Consider the following 15798-nt stretch of genomic DNA (forward strand, 5'->3'; position numbering starts at 1 on the left):
ACGGCCGCTATTCTGGCGCTATCAGAACCAAGGAGTTTCCGCATGCCCCCCATCCGCCGCGCCTTTTTTGTCGTCGCCGCCTCCGCCGCCGCCATCGGCACCGCGCACGCCGCGAACCCGGTGATGTTCCGCGACGCGGGCTGCGGCTGCTGCCTCAAATGGCTGGAACAGGTGAAGGCATCGTTCGGGCGCAAGGTCACGGTCGTCAACTCGGCCGACATGGCGGCGGTCAAGGACAAGCAGGGCGTGCCGCCGACGCTGCGAAGCTGCCACACGGTGCTCGTCGGCGGCTATGTCATCGAGGGTCATGTGCCCGCGAAGGAGATCGCCCGCCTGCTCCGCGAAAAGCCGAAGGGGGTAAAGGGACTCGCGGTCGGCGGGATGCCCATCGGCTCGCCCGGCATGGAACATGGCGATCACCGCGAAGCCTATAAAGTGATGACCTTCGGCCCCGGCGGCCAGCGCGTCTACGCGAGCTATGCCGCAAGCGGCGGCGCACACGCGCACTGAGCCTTTTTGTCAACCCGGCCTTCGCCGGGACGACAATATGTTTTCAAAGCGAAACTTTACAAACTCGCCTTGAACAGCGCGAGTTGGCGGCTCCACGCCTTCTCCGCCGCCGCTTCGTCATAGACGCGCCCGTCGGGCGGGCACCAGCCGTGCTGCGCCGGATAGACCTCGACCTCGTGCCACTCTGGCCGCGGTTCAAGCACCGATTTCAGCAAGACCTTCTCGTTCGGGCTTTCCTTGTCGTCATCCTCGGCGATCGCGAACAGATAGCCGGCCTTGCTTGCAGGGATCAGCAGATGCGGGCTGTCGGGCTTGTCGGTGGCGACGCTGGCGCCGTGAAAGCTCGCCGCCGCGCGCACGCGACCGGGCTTCAGCGCCGCGGTATAGATCGTCATCGGCCCGCCCATGCAATAGCCGCTGGTCCCGATCCCGCGCGCCGTATCGACCTCGCCTTGCGCGTCGAGGAAGGCAAGATGTGCCGCGGCGTCGGTTTCGACCAGCGGCCGCGACAATTGCTTCAGATAGCCGAACAATTTTTCCCGCACCGCGGCGACACCCCAATGATTTTCGGCGTCCACCACGGGCGCCTTCTGCCAGCGATAAAAGGGATTGACGCACAGCACTGCATAGCCGTCGCCCGCCAGCCGCTCGGCCATCTGGCGAAAGGCCGGGCGCAGGCCGCGGATGTCGGGCCACACAATCACGCCGGGATGCTTGTCCTCGGTGGGCGCCACAAAATAAGCGTCGCAGATACCGTCGGCCGTCGTGATCGAGACATCGCGGCCCTTCACCGGCTTGCCCGCGATGGCGCGCGCGGGCAGCGCCGCCATCAATGCACCCGCGCCCGCAAGTGCCGCAAAGCTGCGGCGTGCGACGGGCATTCCCGCACGGTCTCGATCGGCTTCCATCTTTTCGGTGCACATGGGGTTTCTCCTTGTGGGCATTTCGGAAAATCCCGGAAAGCGGTGCAACTTTCCTCGCGATTCCCATTGTCGTCCCGCCTTCGGGATCAAACGGGCGCAAGGCTAGTCCGACATTGCATTGAAGGAAATCGGTTTTCTGCACTGGCCAGGCTTCAGGCAAACAAGGGGTTCACGCGCCCTTCGTTGATGCTGATACGTCGCGCGAAGTGACACAATCGCTGCGGGCGTCACTCCACCGTCACCGACTTCGCCAGATTACGCGGCTGATCGACGTCGGTGCCCTTCGCCACCGCGACATGATAGGCGAGAAGCTGCACCGGCACCGCATAGACCAGCGGCGCGATCAGCGGGTGGACCTTGGGCATTTCGATCGTCGCCATGCAGCCGTCGCCCGCCTCGGCGATGCCGTCGGCGTCAGAGATGAGTACGACCTTGCCGCCGCGCGCCATCACTTCCTGCATGTTGCTGACGGTCTTTTCAAAGAGCGGGCCGCTGGGCGCGAGAACGATCACCGGGACCGCCTCGTCGATCAGCGCGATGGGCCCATGCTTCATTTCACCCGACGCATAGCCTTCGGCGTGGATATAGCTGATTTCCTTGAGCTTCAGCGCGCCTTCGAGCGCGAGCGGATAGTCGGGACCGCGGCCGAGATAAAGCACGTCGCGCGCCGGGGCGATCAGGTGCGCCATCGCGGCGATGTCCTCGTCATGCGCGAGCGCGGCGTTGAGCGCAGCGGGCGCTTCGACCAGATGCTTGACGATCTCGCGCTCCTCGGCGGCGCTGAGCTTGCCCTTTTTGAGCGCCAGGTGCGCGGCGAGCGCCGCCAGCACCGCCAGCTGGCAGGTGAAGGCCTTGGTCGAGGCGACGCCGATTTCGGGTCCGGCATGGGTCGGGAGCAGCAGGTCGGCCTCGCGCGCCATGCTGCTCGTCGGGACGTTGACGACGACCGCGATCGTCTGCCCATTCGCTTTGCAATGGCGCAGCGCCGCGAGCGTGTCGGCTGTCTCGCCCGACTGCGAGATGAAGAGCGCGAGCCCGCCGGGTTGCAGCACCGGGTCGCGGTAGCGGAACTCCGACGCGACATCGATGTCGACGGGGACGCGCGCGAAAGTCTCGAACCAGTATTTCGCGACCATGCCGGCGTAGAAGCTGGTGCCGCACGCGACGATGGTGATGCGGTCGATTGCGGAGAGGTCGAAATCCATCTGCGGCAATGCAACCGTCTGTTCGAGCGGGCGGATGTAGGAGGAGAGCGTCTGCGCCACGACGGTCGGCTGCTCGAAGATCTCCTTCTGCATGAAATGACGGTAATTGCCCTTCTCGACCGCCGCGGCGGTGACACCCGACGTGGTCACTTCGCGTTCGACCGGATTGTTTTCGCTGTCGAATATCTGCGCGCCGTCGCGCGTGATGACGACCCAGTCGCCCTCGTCGAGATAGGCGATTCTCTGCGTCAGCGGCGCGAGCGCGAGCGCGTCGGAACCGAGGAAAGTCTCCCCCTCGCCATAGCCGACGACGAGGGGCGAGCCAAGGCGCGCGCCGATCAGCAGGTCCGGATGCTGGCGAAAGGCGATGGCGAGCGCAAAGGCGCCGCGCAACGCTGGCAATATCGCCTGCACCGCCTCGGTCGGCGACTTGCCCGCCTCGACCTGTTCGCTGACGAGGTGCGCGACGACCTCCGTGTCGGTCTCGCTTTCGAACGTGCGGCCCCGCGCCTGCAAGCCCTCGCGCAGCGGTTTGAAGTTTTCGATGATGCCGTTGTGAACGAGCGCGACTTCGGCGGTCGCGTGCGGATGCGCGTTGCTGGTGGTCGGCGCGCCGTGCGTCGCCCAGCGCGTGTGCGCAATACCCACGGTGCCGGGCGCGGGGTTGCCCGCGAGTTCCTTCACCAGATTGGCCAGCTTGCCCTCGGCGCGGCGGCGGATCAACTGCCCGCCCTCGACCGTGCAGACGCCCGCGCTGTCATAGCCGCGATATTCCATGCGCCTGAGGCCGTCGACGAGGCGCTCGGCGACCTGATCCTTGCCGATGATTCCGATAATTCCGCACATGTGGGTCTGGCTTTCGTCTTAGAGCGTATAGGGGACACGGATGCCCGGCATATTCGCCGGAAAATCCTTGATATTACGGGTGATGAGAACGCGTCCGCGCGTCTGGGCCGTTGCCAGTATAATTGCGTCGGGCGACTTCAACCGCGGTCGGTCGCGGCGCAGCGCCGCTGCTCGCGAGGAGATTTCGTCGTCGATTTCATCCAGGCCGAAATGCGCCAGAAACGCCATCGCCTCGCTGACAACGCGATCGTCGCCCTTTGACAGCACTTCGATCCACGCGATGCGGCTGATCCAGGGGCGGGCGCCATTGCGCGCAGCGCGCTGAATTTCGACCCGCGCCGGCGGATAACCGGCGAGGGCATCGATGACGATATTTGCGTCGAACGTATAACCGCTCACTTGGGGTGCGGACTTTTGGGTTCGGGATATTTCCCGGCGATCATATCGAGATAGATCTGCCGCTGGCGATCATCCTCGGCGTCGAACATGTCGGGCGATTCTGCGCGCACTTCCTCATAATCATCATCCCAGGGCCGCGTCCATTCGGCCCGGCGCTTCCGATCATAATCATGCGGATCAACAGAAATGCCGTTTCGGGACCAGAGTCCGAAGCCGCGTTCGATCCAATCGCCATCATTCGACACCGGTTGCGCCTGATATGCCGCGACGGCGTCGCGCAGCACGGCCGCCCGGCTTTTGCCCTGTTCATGGGCAATCCGGTCGAGACGCTTGATCTCTTCATCAGGCAGGTCGGCAAGAATGCGGGTCATTGATATACTGATATCATATCATGATATCGCGTCAAGCGCGCCCGAAGTTGCGATCAACAAAAATCATCGCGAACTGCACCGGATCGGGAGCCACACCATTACCCTCGGCAAAGCGCGCCTTGCCGTCGGTCCATATCTTGCGGATCTGCGCGGGCAGTTCGGGGCCGAACTTCATCTGCTGCTCGACGATCCGCTCCCAGCTTCCGGTCAAGCCGAAGCTCTGCTCAAGCTGAGGCACCATCGCCCTGCACCAGGCCTCGGTCGCCGGATCGAGATGCCCGATCACCTTCAGCACCCAGGCGTCGACGAAGCGCAGGAAGGGCTGGTCGGTGTAACGGTCGCTCATTTCTTCTGTTCCGCCGCCTTCTTCTTGCGCATCGCGTCGTGGAAGCGGTCGGCCCAGCCGGGTTTCACGAGCTGCTCGCCGCGCACGATGCGCAATTCGCCGTCGCCAACGTCGAGCGTCACCGTGCTGCCCGCGGCGACGATCGCGTCGGCGCCGATCTTGACCGGCGCGACGAGCGCGCTGTTCGATCCGATGAAGGCGCGTTCGCCGATCTGCGTCTGGTGCTTGAAATAGCCGTCATAATTGCAGGTTATCGTCCCCGCACCGATGTTGGCGCCCGCGCCGACCGTCGCATCGCCGAGATAGGTCAGATGATTGGCCTTGGCGCCCGCGCCGAGCACCGCTTTCTTCACCTCGACGAAATTGCCGATCTTCGCCTTTTCGCCGAGCACCGTGCCGGGGCGCAGCCGCGCAAAGGGCCCGACCTCGCAGCCAGCGCCGATCGTCGCGCCCTCGATATGACTGAAGGCGCGGATCGTCGCGCCGTCGGCGATTTTTACGCCGGGGCCGAAGACGACATTGGGTTCGATCGTCACGTCGCGACCGAGTTGGGTGTCCCACGAAAACCAAACCGTTTCGGGGGCGCGCAGCGACGCGCCGGCCGCCATTGCTTCCTCGCGCCTGAATGCCTGCCACTGCGCTTCGGCAGCGGCCAGTTCGGCGCGGCTGTTGATGCCCCCGACATCGGCGGGATCGGTCTTCACCACCGCGCAGAGCCGCCCGTCGGCGTTCGCGATATTGACGATATCGACGAGGTAAAACTCCTTCGCCGCATTGTCGTCGGTGACGCGCGCGAGCAACGCGAACAGATCGCGCGCCCTCGCGGCCATCAGACCCGAATTGCAGAGCCGCACCGCACGCTCCGCGTCGGTCGCATCCTTATGCTCGACCATTTTCACGACGCGGTCGCCGTCGGTGATGACGCGGCCATATTGCAGCGGGTCGGCGGGCTCGAACGCGAGGACGACGACCGCCGGGGCGTCGCTTGCGCCGAGCCGGTCGAGCATCGCGCGCATCGTCGCCGCAGGCACAAAGGGCACATCGCCATAGAGGATCAGCACGTCGCCATCGAAACCGCTGAGCGCCGCTTCGGCCTGCCGCACAGCATGGCCGGTGCCGAGCTGCGGCTCCTGCACCGCAAGCTCCGCGGTGCCGCTCAGCGCCGCTTCGAGCTGATCGGCCTTGTCGCCGACAACGACCACCTTTTTCGCGGGGCTCAGTTCGTCGACGCTCGCCATCAGGTGCAGCAGCATCGGCCGCCCGGCGATCGGGTGCAGCACCTTGTGCAGGTCGGACTTCATGCGGGTGCCCTTGCCCGCGGCAAGGACGATGGCGGCGATCGGGTTGTTCATGCGCGCTGCCATGCCAGCAAATCATTGCGGTTTCCAGCACATCGCGCCATGCGCGCGGGATGAACGGATTTCCTTTTGCGATCGTCGGCTTCGACCTCGACGGCACGCTCGTCGACACGCTCGGCGACCTTGCCGCGGCGGTCAATCATGCGCTGGCGCAGATGGACCGCGCACCCCTGAGCGAAGCGGCGGTGCGGCCGATGATCGGGCGCGGGGCCAGACATATGCTCGAACAGGGACTCATCGCGACCGGCGGCGCACCCGACGGTGCGGTCGAGCGGCTCTATCCCGAACTCCTCCGCTTTTATGAAGCGCATATCGCGACGCAAAGCCGTCCCTTTGCGGGCGCCGTAACCGCGCTCGACCGGTTGGATGCGCTCGGTGTCCGCGCTGCAGTCGTGACGAACAAGGTCGAGCGGCTGGCGCGCCAGCTGCTCGGCGAACTGAGGCTGGCCGACCGGATGACAGCGATCATCGGCGGCGACACGCTGGGACCGGGCGGCGCCAAGCCCTCCCCCGCCCCGATCCGCGCGATGATCGAGCGATGCGGCGGCGGCCGCGCGGCCTTCGTCGGCGACAGTATTTTCGACGTTCAGGCGGCGCGCGGCGCTGACGTCCTCAGCGTCGCAGTCGGCTTCGGCTTTCTCGATGGCCCGGTCGAAACGCTCGGCGCGGATCATGTCATCGGCCATTTCGACGAACTGGTGCCACTGCTCGGTGAGCTATAGCCCTCCCCTGAAGGGGCGGGCTCTAGGAGGGCTTCCGCCACTTCGTCCAAAGATGCGTCGCCAGCATCAGGGGCGGCATCCGCAGCCAGTGCGATCGGATGTAAAAGGCCTGTTCGAGCAATGGATTGGTCACCCGTCCCCAATCGTCCCGCGCGAGCAAGCGGCGGCGATACCAGAGGTCGCTGCCATTCTGCCCGTCCCAGCCCGACGGCAGCACACTTCCGTAAAGATCGCGCGCCAGCCGCGCCGCCCGGCGCACCGCGGCGCGCAGCCCGTGCAGTTCCGCCCGCGCGTCGAGCTTGCCCCAGAATCCCGCGTCCGCGGCGGCGAAATCGCGCGTCAGGCAGTGGAAATCCCACAGATTGCGCAGCCCGCCCTGCAAATCGCCGTCGGCGAGCATATGCGCCGCGCAATGCACCACCATGTCCGTGGGGCAGAGCACCGCATGGCCGCCCGCAATCGTCACCGCATCGCTGACCAGCGCCAGCGCGTCGGGCGTGATTCGGTGCGTGCGCGGCAGGATGGTGTGATGCACGTCGATCATCCGGTCGCGCGCCTTGTGAATCATCGGCGGCAACTCGTGCATGTGCGCGCGGTAATAATGATCGTCATAGGGATCAGACTTCACCCATTCCCACCCCGCGTTCAGCAGCGCATTTTCGGCGCGGCGGATGTCGGGGGCGAGCACCAGTATGTCGAGGTCGCCGATCTGGCGCCCGACGCTGCACGCAAGGCCCGCGGCGGCATAGGCGGCGCCCTTGAGCAACACGAACTCGATCCCTTCGGGGGCGAGCGCGCGGCGCGCCATCTCCGCTTCCCACAGCGCCTGCGCGGTCGCGACCTTTGCCGCGGCGCGCTGATCCGCAAACAGCGCAGCAACCGTGGAGGGCAGCGGGGTCTCGTCCAGCCGGTGTGCCAGCGTCCCCAGCATCGCCTCGGCGCGCGCGACGGTGATCACCCTGTCCCAGTCGCGCGGGGCGAGGGTTGCCGCCTCGCGCCGTCCGGCGAGCAGGTCGGCGAGCGTGCGCACCGCGCTCATGCCGTCGCTTCCACCCAAAGCTGTTCGACCAATGCGATGCCGGTGGCGCTGTCGGGATAGGATATGCCGAACGCCGGCGTTTCGCGCACCAGCCGCGTCAGCGCGGCAAAACCCGCCTCGCCCAGCGCGACATAGTTGGTCGACGCTTCGGTCAGCCGCACGAACGCCTCGCCCTCGCCCATCGGTTCGATGGCCGTCTCGCCGCCGAAGCGCGGGAAGAGGAGGAGCGCCGGCCGCGCGGGTTCGTGCATCGCGGCGATGGCATCGGCGCGCGGGATCAGATGGCGGATGTCGCCCTTTGGCGTCCCCGTCATCAGGGGCCCCAGCCGCGCCGCATCGACGCTTGCCGCGACCTCGGCGATCGCCTGGTTCTTCAGGCTCACCGCGCGTGGAAAGGCCAGCGCGTCGCCGTCCTCGGGGTCGATCAGCGTGAACTCGTCACCCATCAGCCGCCACGCGCCTTCGCCGAGCAGCGCCGCGAGCGTCGATTTCCCCGACCCCGATTCGCCCGACATGATGAGCGCACGCCCGCCCTTCGCCACCGCACTCGCATGGAGGAGCAGGTGGCGCCGCCAGCCCAATGCAACTTGAAGGTTCATCGCCATTTCGGCGGCGAGCAACCCCATCGACAGCGGCAGCGGCAGCGCGTCGGGGACGACGAAATCGCCGCCGATGTGCACCGACGGGCGCAGCCAGCGCCGCCACGGCCGCGCCGCGAACAGCCGCACCGTCGCATCGGCAGGGCGCGCATCGTCGCGTGGATAGGCGGCGTAGAGCCGGTCGAGCGCCGCGACCGGCTCGCGCCAGTCGCTGCCGATACGGAATTGCACCGGACCGACGGCGATGCGGCTCACATATCTCACGCCGCCGCCGCCAGCCCCATGTCCGCCAGTTCGGCGAGCCGTTCGCCAACGAGCGCGCGCACGTCGCCCGCATCGCCCAGGTCGAACGCGATTTCGAGCCGCCTGGCGAGCAACGCCGCATCGCATGGATCTTCGCCCATCAACGCCAGCATTTCGGGAAGCGGCGCGACGACAAGGTGCGTCTGCATCGACCGCCGGTCGAAAATCGCTGTCAGCTCGCCCAGCGGCTCGATACGCAGCGCGTCCGCCGGCGCCGCGCGATAGGCGCGGTCAATCATAGGTTTCGGCGGCGGCGATCAGCTTGGCGAGCAGCGCCATCAGCGTCGCGCGCTCGTCGGTGCTCAGGTTCGCCTCCAGCTGCGCCTCGCTCGCGAGCGCCGCGGGCACGATCGCATCATAAAGCGAACGCCCCGTGTCGGTGAGCGCCAGATGGTGCGAGCGCCCGTCGGCCTCATGCGCCTGCCGTGCGATCAGCTGGCGGTCGGCGAGGCCCTTCGCGGCGCGGTTCACCGTCACCTTGTCCATCCGCGTCGCCTGCACCAACTCGCGCTGCGTCTTGGGCGTCCCTTCGCCCAGGATCGCCATCAGCCGCCATTCGGGGATCTTGAGCCCGAAACGGTTTTCATATTCGGCGGCGATCCGGCTCGACAGCGCATTGGAGGCGATCGACAGGCGATAGGGCAGGAAATTGTCGAGATTGAGCTTCTTCGCGGCCATGCCTGATAATCCCCAACGTCCTACCCGGTCGTAGCCATCCTATCGCCTGTTTCGGCGCTGTGAAGGTCAGAAACCGAAACGCGCCCCGATCCACAATGTCCGCGGCATCGCACGCTCGACAATGCCCGCCGCCGAAATCGCCGCAGGGACCAGTTCGTCGAACAGATTTTCGCCGCGCGCCTCGACGCTGATCCCGTTCGCGAAGCGCCACGACAGCCCCGCGGCGAGCGTCAGCGCATCGTCCAGCCGCAGCAGCCCCAGATCATCCTCATTCTGCGTGCCGATGTAGCGCAAGGTCGCAAAACCGCCGAGCGGGCCGTCGCCGTTGCTTCGCAGCGACACGCTGCCGCCATGTTTCGCAATCTGCGCCGGGCGCCGCCCGTCGAGCATCGCCGCCGCGCCCGATGCGTCCACATCGGCGTCGGTATAGGCCCAGGTCGCGCGTAGCGTCAGCGGGCCGATGCCCTGCTCGGCGCTGACTTCGATGCCCTTGCTGTCGATCGCATCGAGATTCTGCCGCTGGTTGAGGTTCGGCGCGAGCGTCACATTGGCGATCGCGTCGGTCAGCCGGTTGGCGAACAGCGTTGCCGACAGGCTGGTGTCAGCCCAAGCCCAGTCGATCCCGACCTCGCCGCCCCACAGATGTTCAGGCTTCAGCGCCTCATTCGCCAGCGTCACCTCGGCGCCGACGCGGAAAGGCCGATACAGCTCGTTGAGCGTCGGCAGGCGCCAACCCCTATAGGCCGCCGCGCGCAGCGCCACGCCGTCGCCGTTCCAGCGCACCCCCGCGCGCCCGCTGGCTTCCCAACCCTGCCGGTCTGCAAAACGGGCGTCGCTGATCGGCGCGCCGCCGATATTGCCCTCGCGGCGATAGCCGCCGCCCAGCCACCAGCGGTCGACGCGCCCGCTCAGTGTCCAGAGGAAGTCGTCATCGCGGCGGCCCGACGTCCATTCGGCAAAGGCGCCGACGGTGTCGCTGCTGCCCCCCGCACTGCGGTGGCGCTGCGGCACGCCCGCGGCGAAGAAAAAATCCTCCTCGGTGCGCCCCGTCGTGCGGCGCCAGTCGGCACCGAGCCGCAGCGGGTTCGCGCCGCCAACCGCCGGGCGATATTCGACGCGCGCGCCAAGGCCGGTCGCGGGAACGCGCTGGAACAGCACGGGCGCAGCGCTGCTGCGATCCGCCGCGACGCTCGCAAAACCCGTCTCGAAATCGCGCAGTTGGACATAAGCGAGCGCGAGCCATTGCGCGCCGCCCGCGGGGTCGCGGACGAAGCGCAGGCTGGCGTCGATGCCGTCGACCTTGCTCTGGGTGAAATCGACGCCGCGGTCGCGGCGGTCGACGAAGCCGCGCAGGCTCGCCTCGATGCGGCTGCTGTCGCCCGCATCGAAGCGCAGGCGCATCCCGATTCCGCCCTGCTCATAGGGCGCCGCGCGGTCGGCGCTGCCGCGCTGGTCCTTGGCGACGGGGATGAAACCGTCACCGCGGCTGTAGCGCCCGTCGAGCGCCACCTGTCCGCTGCCGACCGCACCGCCCACGCTCGCCGAAGCATCCCAGCCATCGCGGCTGCCATGGGCAAGGTTCGCTTCGGCGCCGTCGGTCATCTCCGAATGCAGCCCGATCGTCCCCGCGAGCGCGCCGGGCCCATCGGCGCCGCTGCCACCGCCGCGCGTGACGACGATCCCGCCGAGCCGGACCGCGTCATAGGCGCTCCACGCGACCCAGCCGCCGAACGGGTCGGCCTGCGGCACGCCGTCGAGCGTCACCAGCGCGCGGCTCGACGCATTGCCGCCGAGCCCGCGCAGCGTCACGCCCTGGCTCGTCGGATGCGCGCTGCGCCCGTCCGAGCGGCGGAACTGGACGATGCCCGCCTCGTCGCGCAGCCGGTTTTCGACGCGCGTGCCGAGGCCGCGATCGAGGTCGCGCAACACCGCGAATCCCTGTGCGGCATCGCCATCGGAGGGCGCCAGCGATCCTGAACCGGTGACGACGATGACGCCGGGAGGAAGGCGCAGATCGGCAATCACGATCTTTTCCAGATCATGGGCGGCGTCCTGCGCCATCGCCGCCACCGGCAGCGCCAGCGCCGCGACCCCCACCAAAAGCCGGATCACGCGGGCTTCACCGCGTCGGGATGCGCCTTCTGGAAGGCTTCCAGCTCCATGCACGCCGCGTCGATCGCCACCAGCCGCGGATAATCGTCCAGCGGCGTCTCGAACCGCCGCGCATTATACATTTGCGGCACGAGGCAGCAGTCGGCGATCCCCGGCGCGTCGCCGCCGAGAAACCTGCCGTCGCCCGCCATCGCTTCGAGCGCGTCGAATCCCTGCACGATCCAGTGGCGATACCAGCGGTCCTTGGTCTGCTCGTTCAATCCCAGGTCGCGCTTCAGATATTTGAGCACGCGGAGGTTGTTGAGCGGATGGATGTCGCTCGCGATCACCTGCGCCTGCGCCAAGGCGACCGCGCGCGGCATGGCATCGTCGGGGATAAGCCGCGGCTGCGGAAAGGCGCGATCGAGCCAGTCGATGATCGCCATGCTCTGGATGATCGGCTCGCCATCGACGACGAGCATCGGCACGAAGCCTTGCGCATTCTGCTCGAGATAGGCATCGCTGCGCTGTTCGCCAGCGATCAGGCTGACCTCGACGCGCTCATAATCGAGCCCCTTGAGGTTCAGCGCGATGCGCACGCGAAAGCTGGCCGAGGAGCGGAAATAATCGTGGAGGACGAGGTTGGTCATGCGCGGACCTAAGATAAACCAATGCCGTTTAGCAAGCGCCCGAACATCAAAGCATCGTCATTGCGAGGAACGGAGCGACGAAGCAATCTCCAGCCCTCGTCGGCGGGCGACGGAAGCTGAAGATTGCTTCGCTACGCTCGCAATGACGTTTAGGCGGGTCAGCGCGAGCCGTCCTTCACCATCTCCGCAATCCATTGCCGCAGCAGCGCCGCGCCCTCCCGATGCACCGTCGAGCGCCCGACCTCGGGCATCGCAATTCCGGGATCGGTGCTTTCGAGGCGATAGATCATGAAGCTGCGCTCGGGATCACCGGGCGCAATCGCGAAATCCATCCCCCCGCTGCCGCGCCCGGCCGCGGTGGGGCGCTTGCCGATGCCGTAATTCACGCCCGCGGGATCGTCGGTCCAGCGCAGGAACAGCCCGCTGTTCGACGCGCTGCCCGCCGGATTGTGGCAATGCGCGCAATTGACATCGAGATAGGCGCGTGCGCGGTCGGCGATGCTGCCGCTGGCCGGATCGTCCCAAACGGGCATCGCCGGTTCGAGCGCCGCGGGCTGATCGAAATAGCGCGCGCGGAGCGACGCCGACGCGGCGGGGTCGAGAACAAGGTTGCGCACTTTCGGCCCGATCGGCACGATTTCGCCGTTCAGGCTGTGGCATTCCTTGCACTGGTTCCTGTTCGGCACGGCATAGCGAATGGCGTGGCGTTCGCCCGCCGCGGTCGTGAAGCTCACCGGCACGCGCCGCCCGCCCAATGCCAGCGTCGCATCCTTGCCGTCGGCATCCCAGATATAGGGCAGCGCCGCCCAGCCCGACGCGCGGCGGATCAACAGCCGCGTCTCGACCGGACGCCCGGCGTTGACGTCGCTCCAGCCGAAGCTCTTGATCAGCACCGTGCCCACCGGAAAGTCGATCGCGCCATCGGTTGCAACCGTGGCCCTTTTGCCCTCCGGGATCAGCATGAACCGGTGCTTGTCGGCATAGTCGCTGAACAAGGGCGTGCGCAGCGTATAGGCGATACCCGCCACTGGGCGGAGCGGATCATTGCCGCGAAACAGGCCGAAGACGGAGAGCTTCGCGGGCATCGCATCGCTTTCCACCAGCGCCTGATCGACGGTCGGCAGGGTCAGCGCCGTGCCGCCGCTACTACACAGCAACGCCGCTGTGATCGCGGCAAGGACGCGCTTCACCGAACCTTCGCCTCCATGCTTTCGGGCAGCGTGATCCCCGGCAGCGGCGCGGGCGCCGTGCCTTTGAGGTCGGCGGGCGACGGCTTCGCCGCGCTTTGCGGCATCGCCATGTCGGGCAGGTTCAGCGACAGCACGCCGACATCGTCGTTGACGATCGCGTCGCCCGACCCGTCCCACAGCACCGGCGGGAGCGTGCCACCCATCGCCGCGGCAATCTCCGCGCCGCCCGGAAAGGCGGGGGCATAGCCCGCCTTGCCATGCTGATTGTCGCGCACGACGATCGCGCGCGGCAACGGCTGATATTTCGGGTCTTTATGCTCGTAGCGATAGCCGACGATCATCACATTGGCGGTGCCGTTCTGGTCGAAGATATTGTCGAAAATCTCGACATTGCGGTTCGCCATCACCAGCACGCCGGTCCCCGTCGGCACACTCGCGACGATATTGCCCGCCGGCGCGAAATTGGGGACGCTGTTGTCGCTGACGATGTTCGAAAAGACGCGGACATTGTGCCCGCCCTGCATCGGCAGGCTGGGCAGGTCGAACACCAGGATGCCGCCCGTGTTGCGGTTGGCGATATTGTCGTGAACATCGGCGTTATAGCTGTTCTCGATCTCGATCCCCGCGACATTTTCGGTCACGACCGATTCGCGCACGACGATATTTTTCGACTGACCGACATAGATGCCGGCGTCCGACGCGCCGCGGACATAGACGCTGTCGACGAGGACGTCGGTGCTTTCGACCGGATAAATGCCGTAGGCGCCGTTGGTCGCCTTTGGTCCCGCGGTCCATTCGACGCGCAGCTTGTGATAGACGATGCGGTCGGCGCCCTTCGACTTGATGCCGTCGCCCTTGGTATTGAGTACCGCGAAATTGGTGAGCAGCACATCGTCGCTGGTGACGAGCAGCCCCTCGCCCGCGCCCTGCTGCCCCGAAAAGTCGAGGATCGATCCGCCCTCGCCCGTTCCCGCGCCGCGCAGGGTGACATTGGCGACGTCGAGCGACAGCCCGTCGGTCAGCTTCCACACCCCCGCGCCCAGCTCCACCACATCGCCGGGCTGCGCGAGGATCAGCGCTTCCTGCAATTTTTCGTTCGCGTCGGCGGCATCGGCGCTGACGCTGATCGTTCTGGCGGATGCAGGCATCGCCAGCGCGAGCGCGGCGCCGAAAGGCACGACGAGATGATGGAATCGCATCAGACTCTCCCTTGTTTTTTGCCAGCATGGTGCAAGACTGGGGCAAAGCCAAGCCGCTTGCCGACAGGCTGGTCGCTGCCGGGGGAGGTCGCATTGTTTCTCCGAATTGTCCTGGCGCTCGGCGCCTTTATCGCCGTGCCGTCGCTCGCCGCCGCGCCATCCGCCCTCGCGGGCCGCTGGAAAACCGACGACGGCAAAGGGATCGTGGTGATGAGCCCATGCGGCGCAAAGATGTGCGGCCATATCGAGCGGCTGCTCATCAAACAGCCCGCGGGCGGCCAGCTCGACGAGCGCAACCCCGACAAGACCAAGCGCGGCCGCCAGGTAACGGGCCTGCGCATCTATTGGGATCTCGCCCCGCACGGCGACGGCTGGAAAGGGCAGGGCTACAGCCCCGAGGACGGCCGCTATTACAAGGCGCATCTGAGCGTGAAGGGCGACCGGATGACCATGAAGGGCTGCGTCGCGGTCTTCTGCCGCACGGTGACTTGGACGCGCGTGGGGTAACGCCGCACCTCTCGTTCCGTTCGTGTCGAGCGAAGTCGAGACACCCAACGAACGGGCGCCTAGCCGGAGGGGCATCTCGACTTCGCTCGATGCGAGCGGAAATAAGGGGCTTACGCCCCCTCGCCCAAAACCCAATCCACCCCCGCCGCGACGTGAATCCGCGTCGTGTCATAGATCGGCAGAAGATTGGCGTCGGGATCGACGAGCATCACCAGCTCGGTACAGGCAAGGACGATCGCCTGAATATCCTGTTTGGCGATGTCGGTGATAAAGGTTTTCATCGTGCGCCGCGAGGCTTCGTTGACCTTGCCCAGCATCAGCTCTTCGTAGATGATCCGGTCGATTTCGTCGGCGCGCGTCGCGTCATAGGGCGCAAGCGTCAGCCCGTGGCGCACGAGCCGCTGGCGAAACCACGCCTCGGTCATCACGTTGCGCGTGCCGATCACCGCCGCCGCCTTGACCCCGTCGGCCTTCATCTTCTCGCCGGTTTCGTCGACGATGTGGATGAGCGGGATCGAGATGGCCGCCGCAACATCCTCGGCGACCTTGTGCATCGAATTGGCGGCAATCATCAGCGCGGTCGCGCCCGCCGCCTCCAGCCGCTGCGCCGACCCGATCAACACCTCTTTGGCATGCGCCCATTGTTCATCGGTGGTGATCCGCGACAGGTCGCAATAGTTCAGGCTTTCCATCAGAATCGGCGCCGAACAGCCGGTGCCGAGGCGCTTCTGCACGCCCTTGTTGAGATGGCGGTAATAAAGCTCGGTCGACGCCCAGCTCATGCCGCCGATCAGGCCGATTTTGCGCATAACGAATCCATGCCCCTTTTATCGTCACCCCGGCGAAGGCCGGGGTCTCGACG

The 15798-nt window shown here is 66.4% G+C and carries 18 protein-coding genes; 3 read left to right on the top strand and 15 right to left on the bottom strand.

Translation table 11 applies throughout. The annotated features are described in order from the left end of the window. The first annotated feature begins 42 nt into the window (after positions 1-42). Positions 43-510, top strand: a complete 468-nt coding sequence (locus SALA_RS06915; protein WP_011541658.1) for a DUF411 domain-containing protein — start codon at positions 43-45, stop codon at positions 508-510. A 56-nt stretch (positions 511-566) separates the two neighbouring features. Here the strand turns inward: SALA_RS06915 and SALA_RS06920 are convergent, their stop codons facing one another. From SALA_RS06920 to glmU, 6 genes are all read right to left on the bottom strand, one after another. After that, positions 567-1433, bottom strand: a complete 867-nt coding sequence (locus tag SALA_RS06920; protein ID WP_041383157.1) for a dienelactone hydrolase family protein — start codon at positions 1431-1433, stop codon at positions 567-569. A gap of 227 nt (positions 1434-1660) precedes the next feature. Continuing rightward, positions 1661-3484 carry a glutamine--fructose-6-phosphate transaminase (isomerizing) gene (glmS, locus tag SALA_RS06925; RefSeq protein WP_011541660.1) on the bottom strand — a complete coding sequence of 608 codons (1824 nt, stop codon included), beginning with the start codon at positions 3482-3484 and terminating at the stop codon, positions 1661-1663. An 18-nt stretch (positions 3485-3502) separates the two neighbouring features. Continuing rightward, positions 3503-3883, bottom strand: coding sequence for a PIN domain-containing protein (locus SALA_RS06930; protein WP_011541661.1), 381 nt, complete (start codon positions 3881-3883; stop codon positions 3503-3505). After that, positions 3880-4254: a CopG family transcriptional regulator gene (locus SALA_RS06935; protein ID WP_041383159.1), complete on the bottom strand. Its 375-nt coding sequence runs from the start codon at positions 4252-4254 to the stop codon at positions 3880-3882. Before SALA_RS06935 ends, SALA_RS06930 begins: the two co-directional genes overlap by 4 nt. A gap of 31 nt (positions 4255-4285) precedes the next feature. Then, a complete protein-coding gene (locus tag SALA_RS06940; RefSeq protein ID WP_011541663.1) occupies positions 4286-4600 on the bottom strand; it encodes a hypothetical protein in 315 nt (104 codons plus the stop codon). Continuing rightward, the gene (glmU, locus tag SALA_RS06945; RefSeq protein WP_011541664.1) at positions 4597-5964 is read right to left on the bottom strand and encodes a bifunctional UDP-N-acetylglucosamine diphosphorylase/glucosamine-1-phosphate N-acetyltransferase GlmU; all 1368 of its coding nucleotides are present in this window, start codon (positions 5962-5964) and stop codon (positions 4597-4599) included. The genes SALA_RS06940 and glmU overlap by 4 nt, the downstream gene beginning before the upstream one ends. A gap of 47 nt (positions 5965-6011) precedes the next feature. Between glmU and SALA_RS06950 the strand changes: the two genes are divergently transcribed. Further along, positions 6012-6680, top strand: coding sequence for an HAD-IA family hydrolase (locus SALA_RS06950; protein WP_011541665.1), 669 nt, complete (start codon positions 6012-6014; stop codon positions 6678-6680). Between the two features lie 22 nt (positions 6681-6702). On the opposite strand, the gene SALA_RS06955 is transcribed toward SALA_RS06950, so the two are convergent. The 8 genes from SALA_RS06955 to SALA_RS06990 all read right to left on the bottom strand — a co-directional run bounded on the left by SALA_RS06955 (position 6703) and on the right by SALA_RS06990 (position 14429). Continuing rightward, a complete protein-coding gene (locus SALA_RS06955) occupies positions 6703-7719 on the bottom strand; it encodes a nucleotidyltransferase domain-containing protein (protein ID WP_011541666.1) in 1017 nt (338 codons plus the stop codon). Further along, entirely contained in the window at positions 7716-8582 is an 867-nt protein-coding gene (locus tag SALA_RS06960; RefSeq protein WP_041383160.1) for an HprK-related kinase A, read from the bottom strand. Before SALA_RS06960 ends, SALA_RS06955 begins: the two co-directional genes overlap by 4 nt. Next, a complete protein-coding gene (locus tag SALA_RS06965; RefSeq protein WP_041383161.1) occupies positions 8579-8860 on the bottom strand; it encodes an HPr-rel-A system PqqD family peptide chaperone in 282 nt (93 codons plus the stop codon). Before SALA_RS06965 ends, SALA_RS06960 begins: the two co-directional genes overlap by 4 nt. Further along, positions 8853-9299 carry a MarR family winged helix-turn-helix transcriptional regulator gene (locus SALA_RS06970; RefSeq protein ID WP_011541668.1) on the bottom strand — a complete coding sequence of 149 codons (447 nt, stop codon included), beginning with the start codon at positions 9297-9299 and terminating at the stop codon, positions 8853-8855. Before SALA_RS06970 ends, SALA_RS06965 begins: the two co-directional genes overlap by 8 nt. Before the next feature lie 66 nt (positions 9300-9365). Further along, complete coding sequence (locus tag SALA_RS06975; RefSeq protein WP_011541669.1) at positions 9366-11411, bottom strand: TonB-dependent receptor; 2046 nt, start codon at positions 11409-11411, stop codon at positions 9366-9368. Next, positions 11408-12040 (bottom strand): maleylacetoacetate isomerase, encoded by a 633-nt coding sequence (gene maiA / locus SALA_RS06980; protein ID WP_011541670.1) that lies wholly within the window; start codon positions 12038-12040, stop codon positions 11408-11410. The genes SALA_RS06975 and maiA overlap by 4 nt, the downstream gene beginning before the upstream one ends. Before the next feature lie 158 nt (positions 12041-12198). Continuing rightward, positions 12199-13230 carry an SO2930 family diheme c-type cytochrome gene (locus SALA_RS06985; protein WP_011541671.1) on the bottom strand — a complete coding sequence of 344 codons (1032 nt, stop codon included), beginning with the start codon at positions 13228-13230 and terminating at the stop codon, positions 12199-12201. Further along, positions 13227-14429 (bottom strand): parallel beta-helix domain-containing protein, encoded by a 1203-nt coding sequence (locus tag SALA_RS06990; RefSeq protein WP_011541672.1) that lies wholly within the window; start codon positions 14427-14429, stop codon positions 13227-13229. Before SALA_RS06990 ends, SALA_RS06985 begins: the two co-directional genes overlap by 4 nt. A 93-nt stretch (positions 14430-14522) precedes the next feature. Here SALA_RS06990 and SALA_RS06995 point away from each other — a divergent pair, with 93 nt between their 5' ends. Continuing rightward, positions 14523-14936, top strand: a complete 414-nt coding sequence (locus tag SALA_RS06995) for a DUF2147 domain-containing protein (protein ID WP_041383162.1) — start codon at positions 14523-14525, stop codon at positions 14934-14936. A 110-nt stretch (positions 14937-15046) separates the two neighbouring features. On the opposite strand, the gene SALA_RS07000 is transcribed toward SALA_RS06995, so the two are convergent. Then, positions 15047-15745, bottom strand: a complete 699-nt coding sequence (locus tag SALA_RS07000) for an aspartate/glutamate racemase family protein (protein WP_011541674.1) — start codon at positions 15743-15745, stop codon at positions 15047-15049. Positions 15746-15798 lie beyond the last annotated feature (53 nt).

It is taken from the genome of Sphingopyxis alaskensis RB2256, assembly GCF_000013985.1.
GTDB classification, from domain to species: Bacteria; Pseudomonadota; Alphaproteobacteria; order Sphingomonadales; family Sphingomonadaceae; genus Sphingopyxis; species Sphingopyxis alaskensis.

Bases quoted from the DNA above. Each gene is read 5' to 3' on its own strand.
- SALA_RS06915 (WP_011541658.1), top strand. From the start codon at position 43: ATGCCCCCCATCCGCCGCGCCTTTTTTGTCGTCGCCGCCTCCGCCGCC.
- SALA_RS06920 (WP_041383157.1), bottom strand. From the start codon at position 1,433: ATGTGCACCGAAAAGATGGAAGCCGATCGAGACCGTGCGGGAATGCCC.
- glmS (WP_011541660.1), bottom strand. From the start codon at position 3,484: ATGTGCGGAATTATCGGAATCATCGGCAAGGATCAGGTCGCCGAGCGC.
- SALA_RS06935 (WP_041383159.1), bottom strand. From the start codon at position 4,254: ATGACCCGCATTCTTGCCGACCTGCCTGATGAAGAGATCAAGCGTCTC.
- SALA_RS06940 (WP_011541663.1), bottom strand. From the start codon at position 4,600: ATGAGCGACCGTTACACCGACCAGCCCTTCCTGCGCTTCGTCGACGCC.
- glmU (WP_011541664.1), bottom strand. From the start codon at position 5,964: ATGGCAGCGCGCATGAACAACCCGATCGCCGCCATCGTCCTTGCCGCG.
- SALA_RS06950 (WP_011541665.1), top strand. From the start codon at position 6,012: ATGAACGGATTTCCTTTTGCGATCGTCGGCTTCGACCTCGACGGCACG.
- SALA_RS06955 (WP_011541666.1), bottom strand. From the start codon at position 7,719: ATGAGCGCGGTGCGCACGCTCGCCGACCTGCTCGCCGGACGGCGCGAG.
- SALA_RS06965 (WP_041383161.1), bottom strand. From the start codon at position 8,860: ATGATTGACCGCGCCTATCGCGCGGCGCCGGCGGACGCGCTGCGTATC.
- SALA_RS06970 (WP_011541668.1), bottom strand. From the start codon at position 9,299: ATGGCCGCGAAGAAGCTCAATCTCGACAATTTCCTGCCCTATCGCCTG.
- maiA (WP_011541670.1), bottom strand. From the start codon at position 12,040: ATGACCAACCTCGTCCTCCACGATTATTTCCGCTCCTCGGCCAGCTTT.
- SALA_RS06990 (WP_011541672.1), bottom strand. From the start codon at position 14,429: ATGCGATTCCATCATCTCGTCGTGCCTTTCGGCGCCGCGCTCGCGCTG.
- SALA_RS07000 (WP_011541674.1), bottom strand. From the start codon at position 15,745: ATGCGCAAAATCGGCCTGATCGGCGGCATGAGCTGGGCGTCGACCGAG.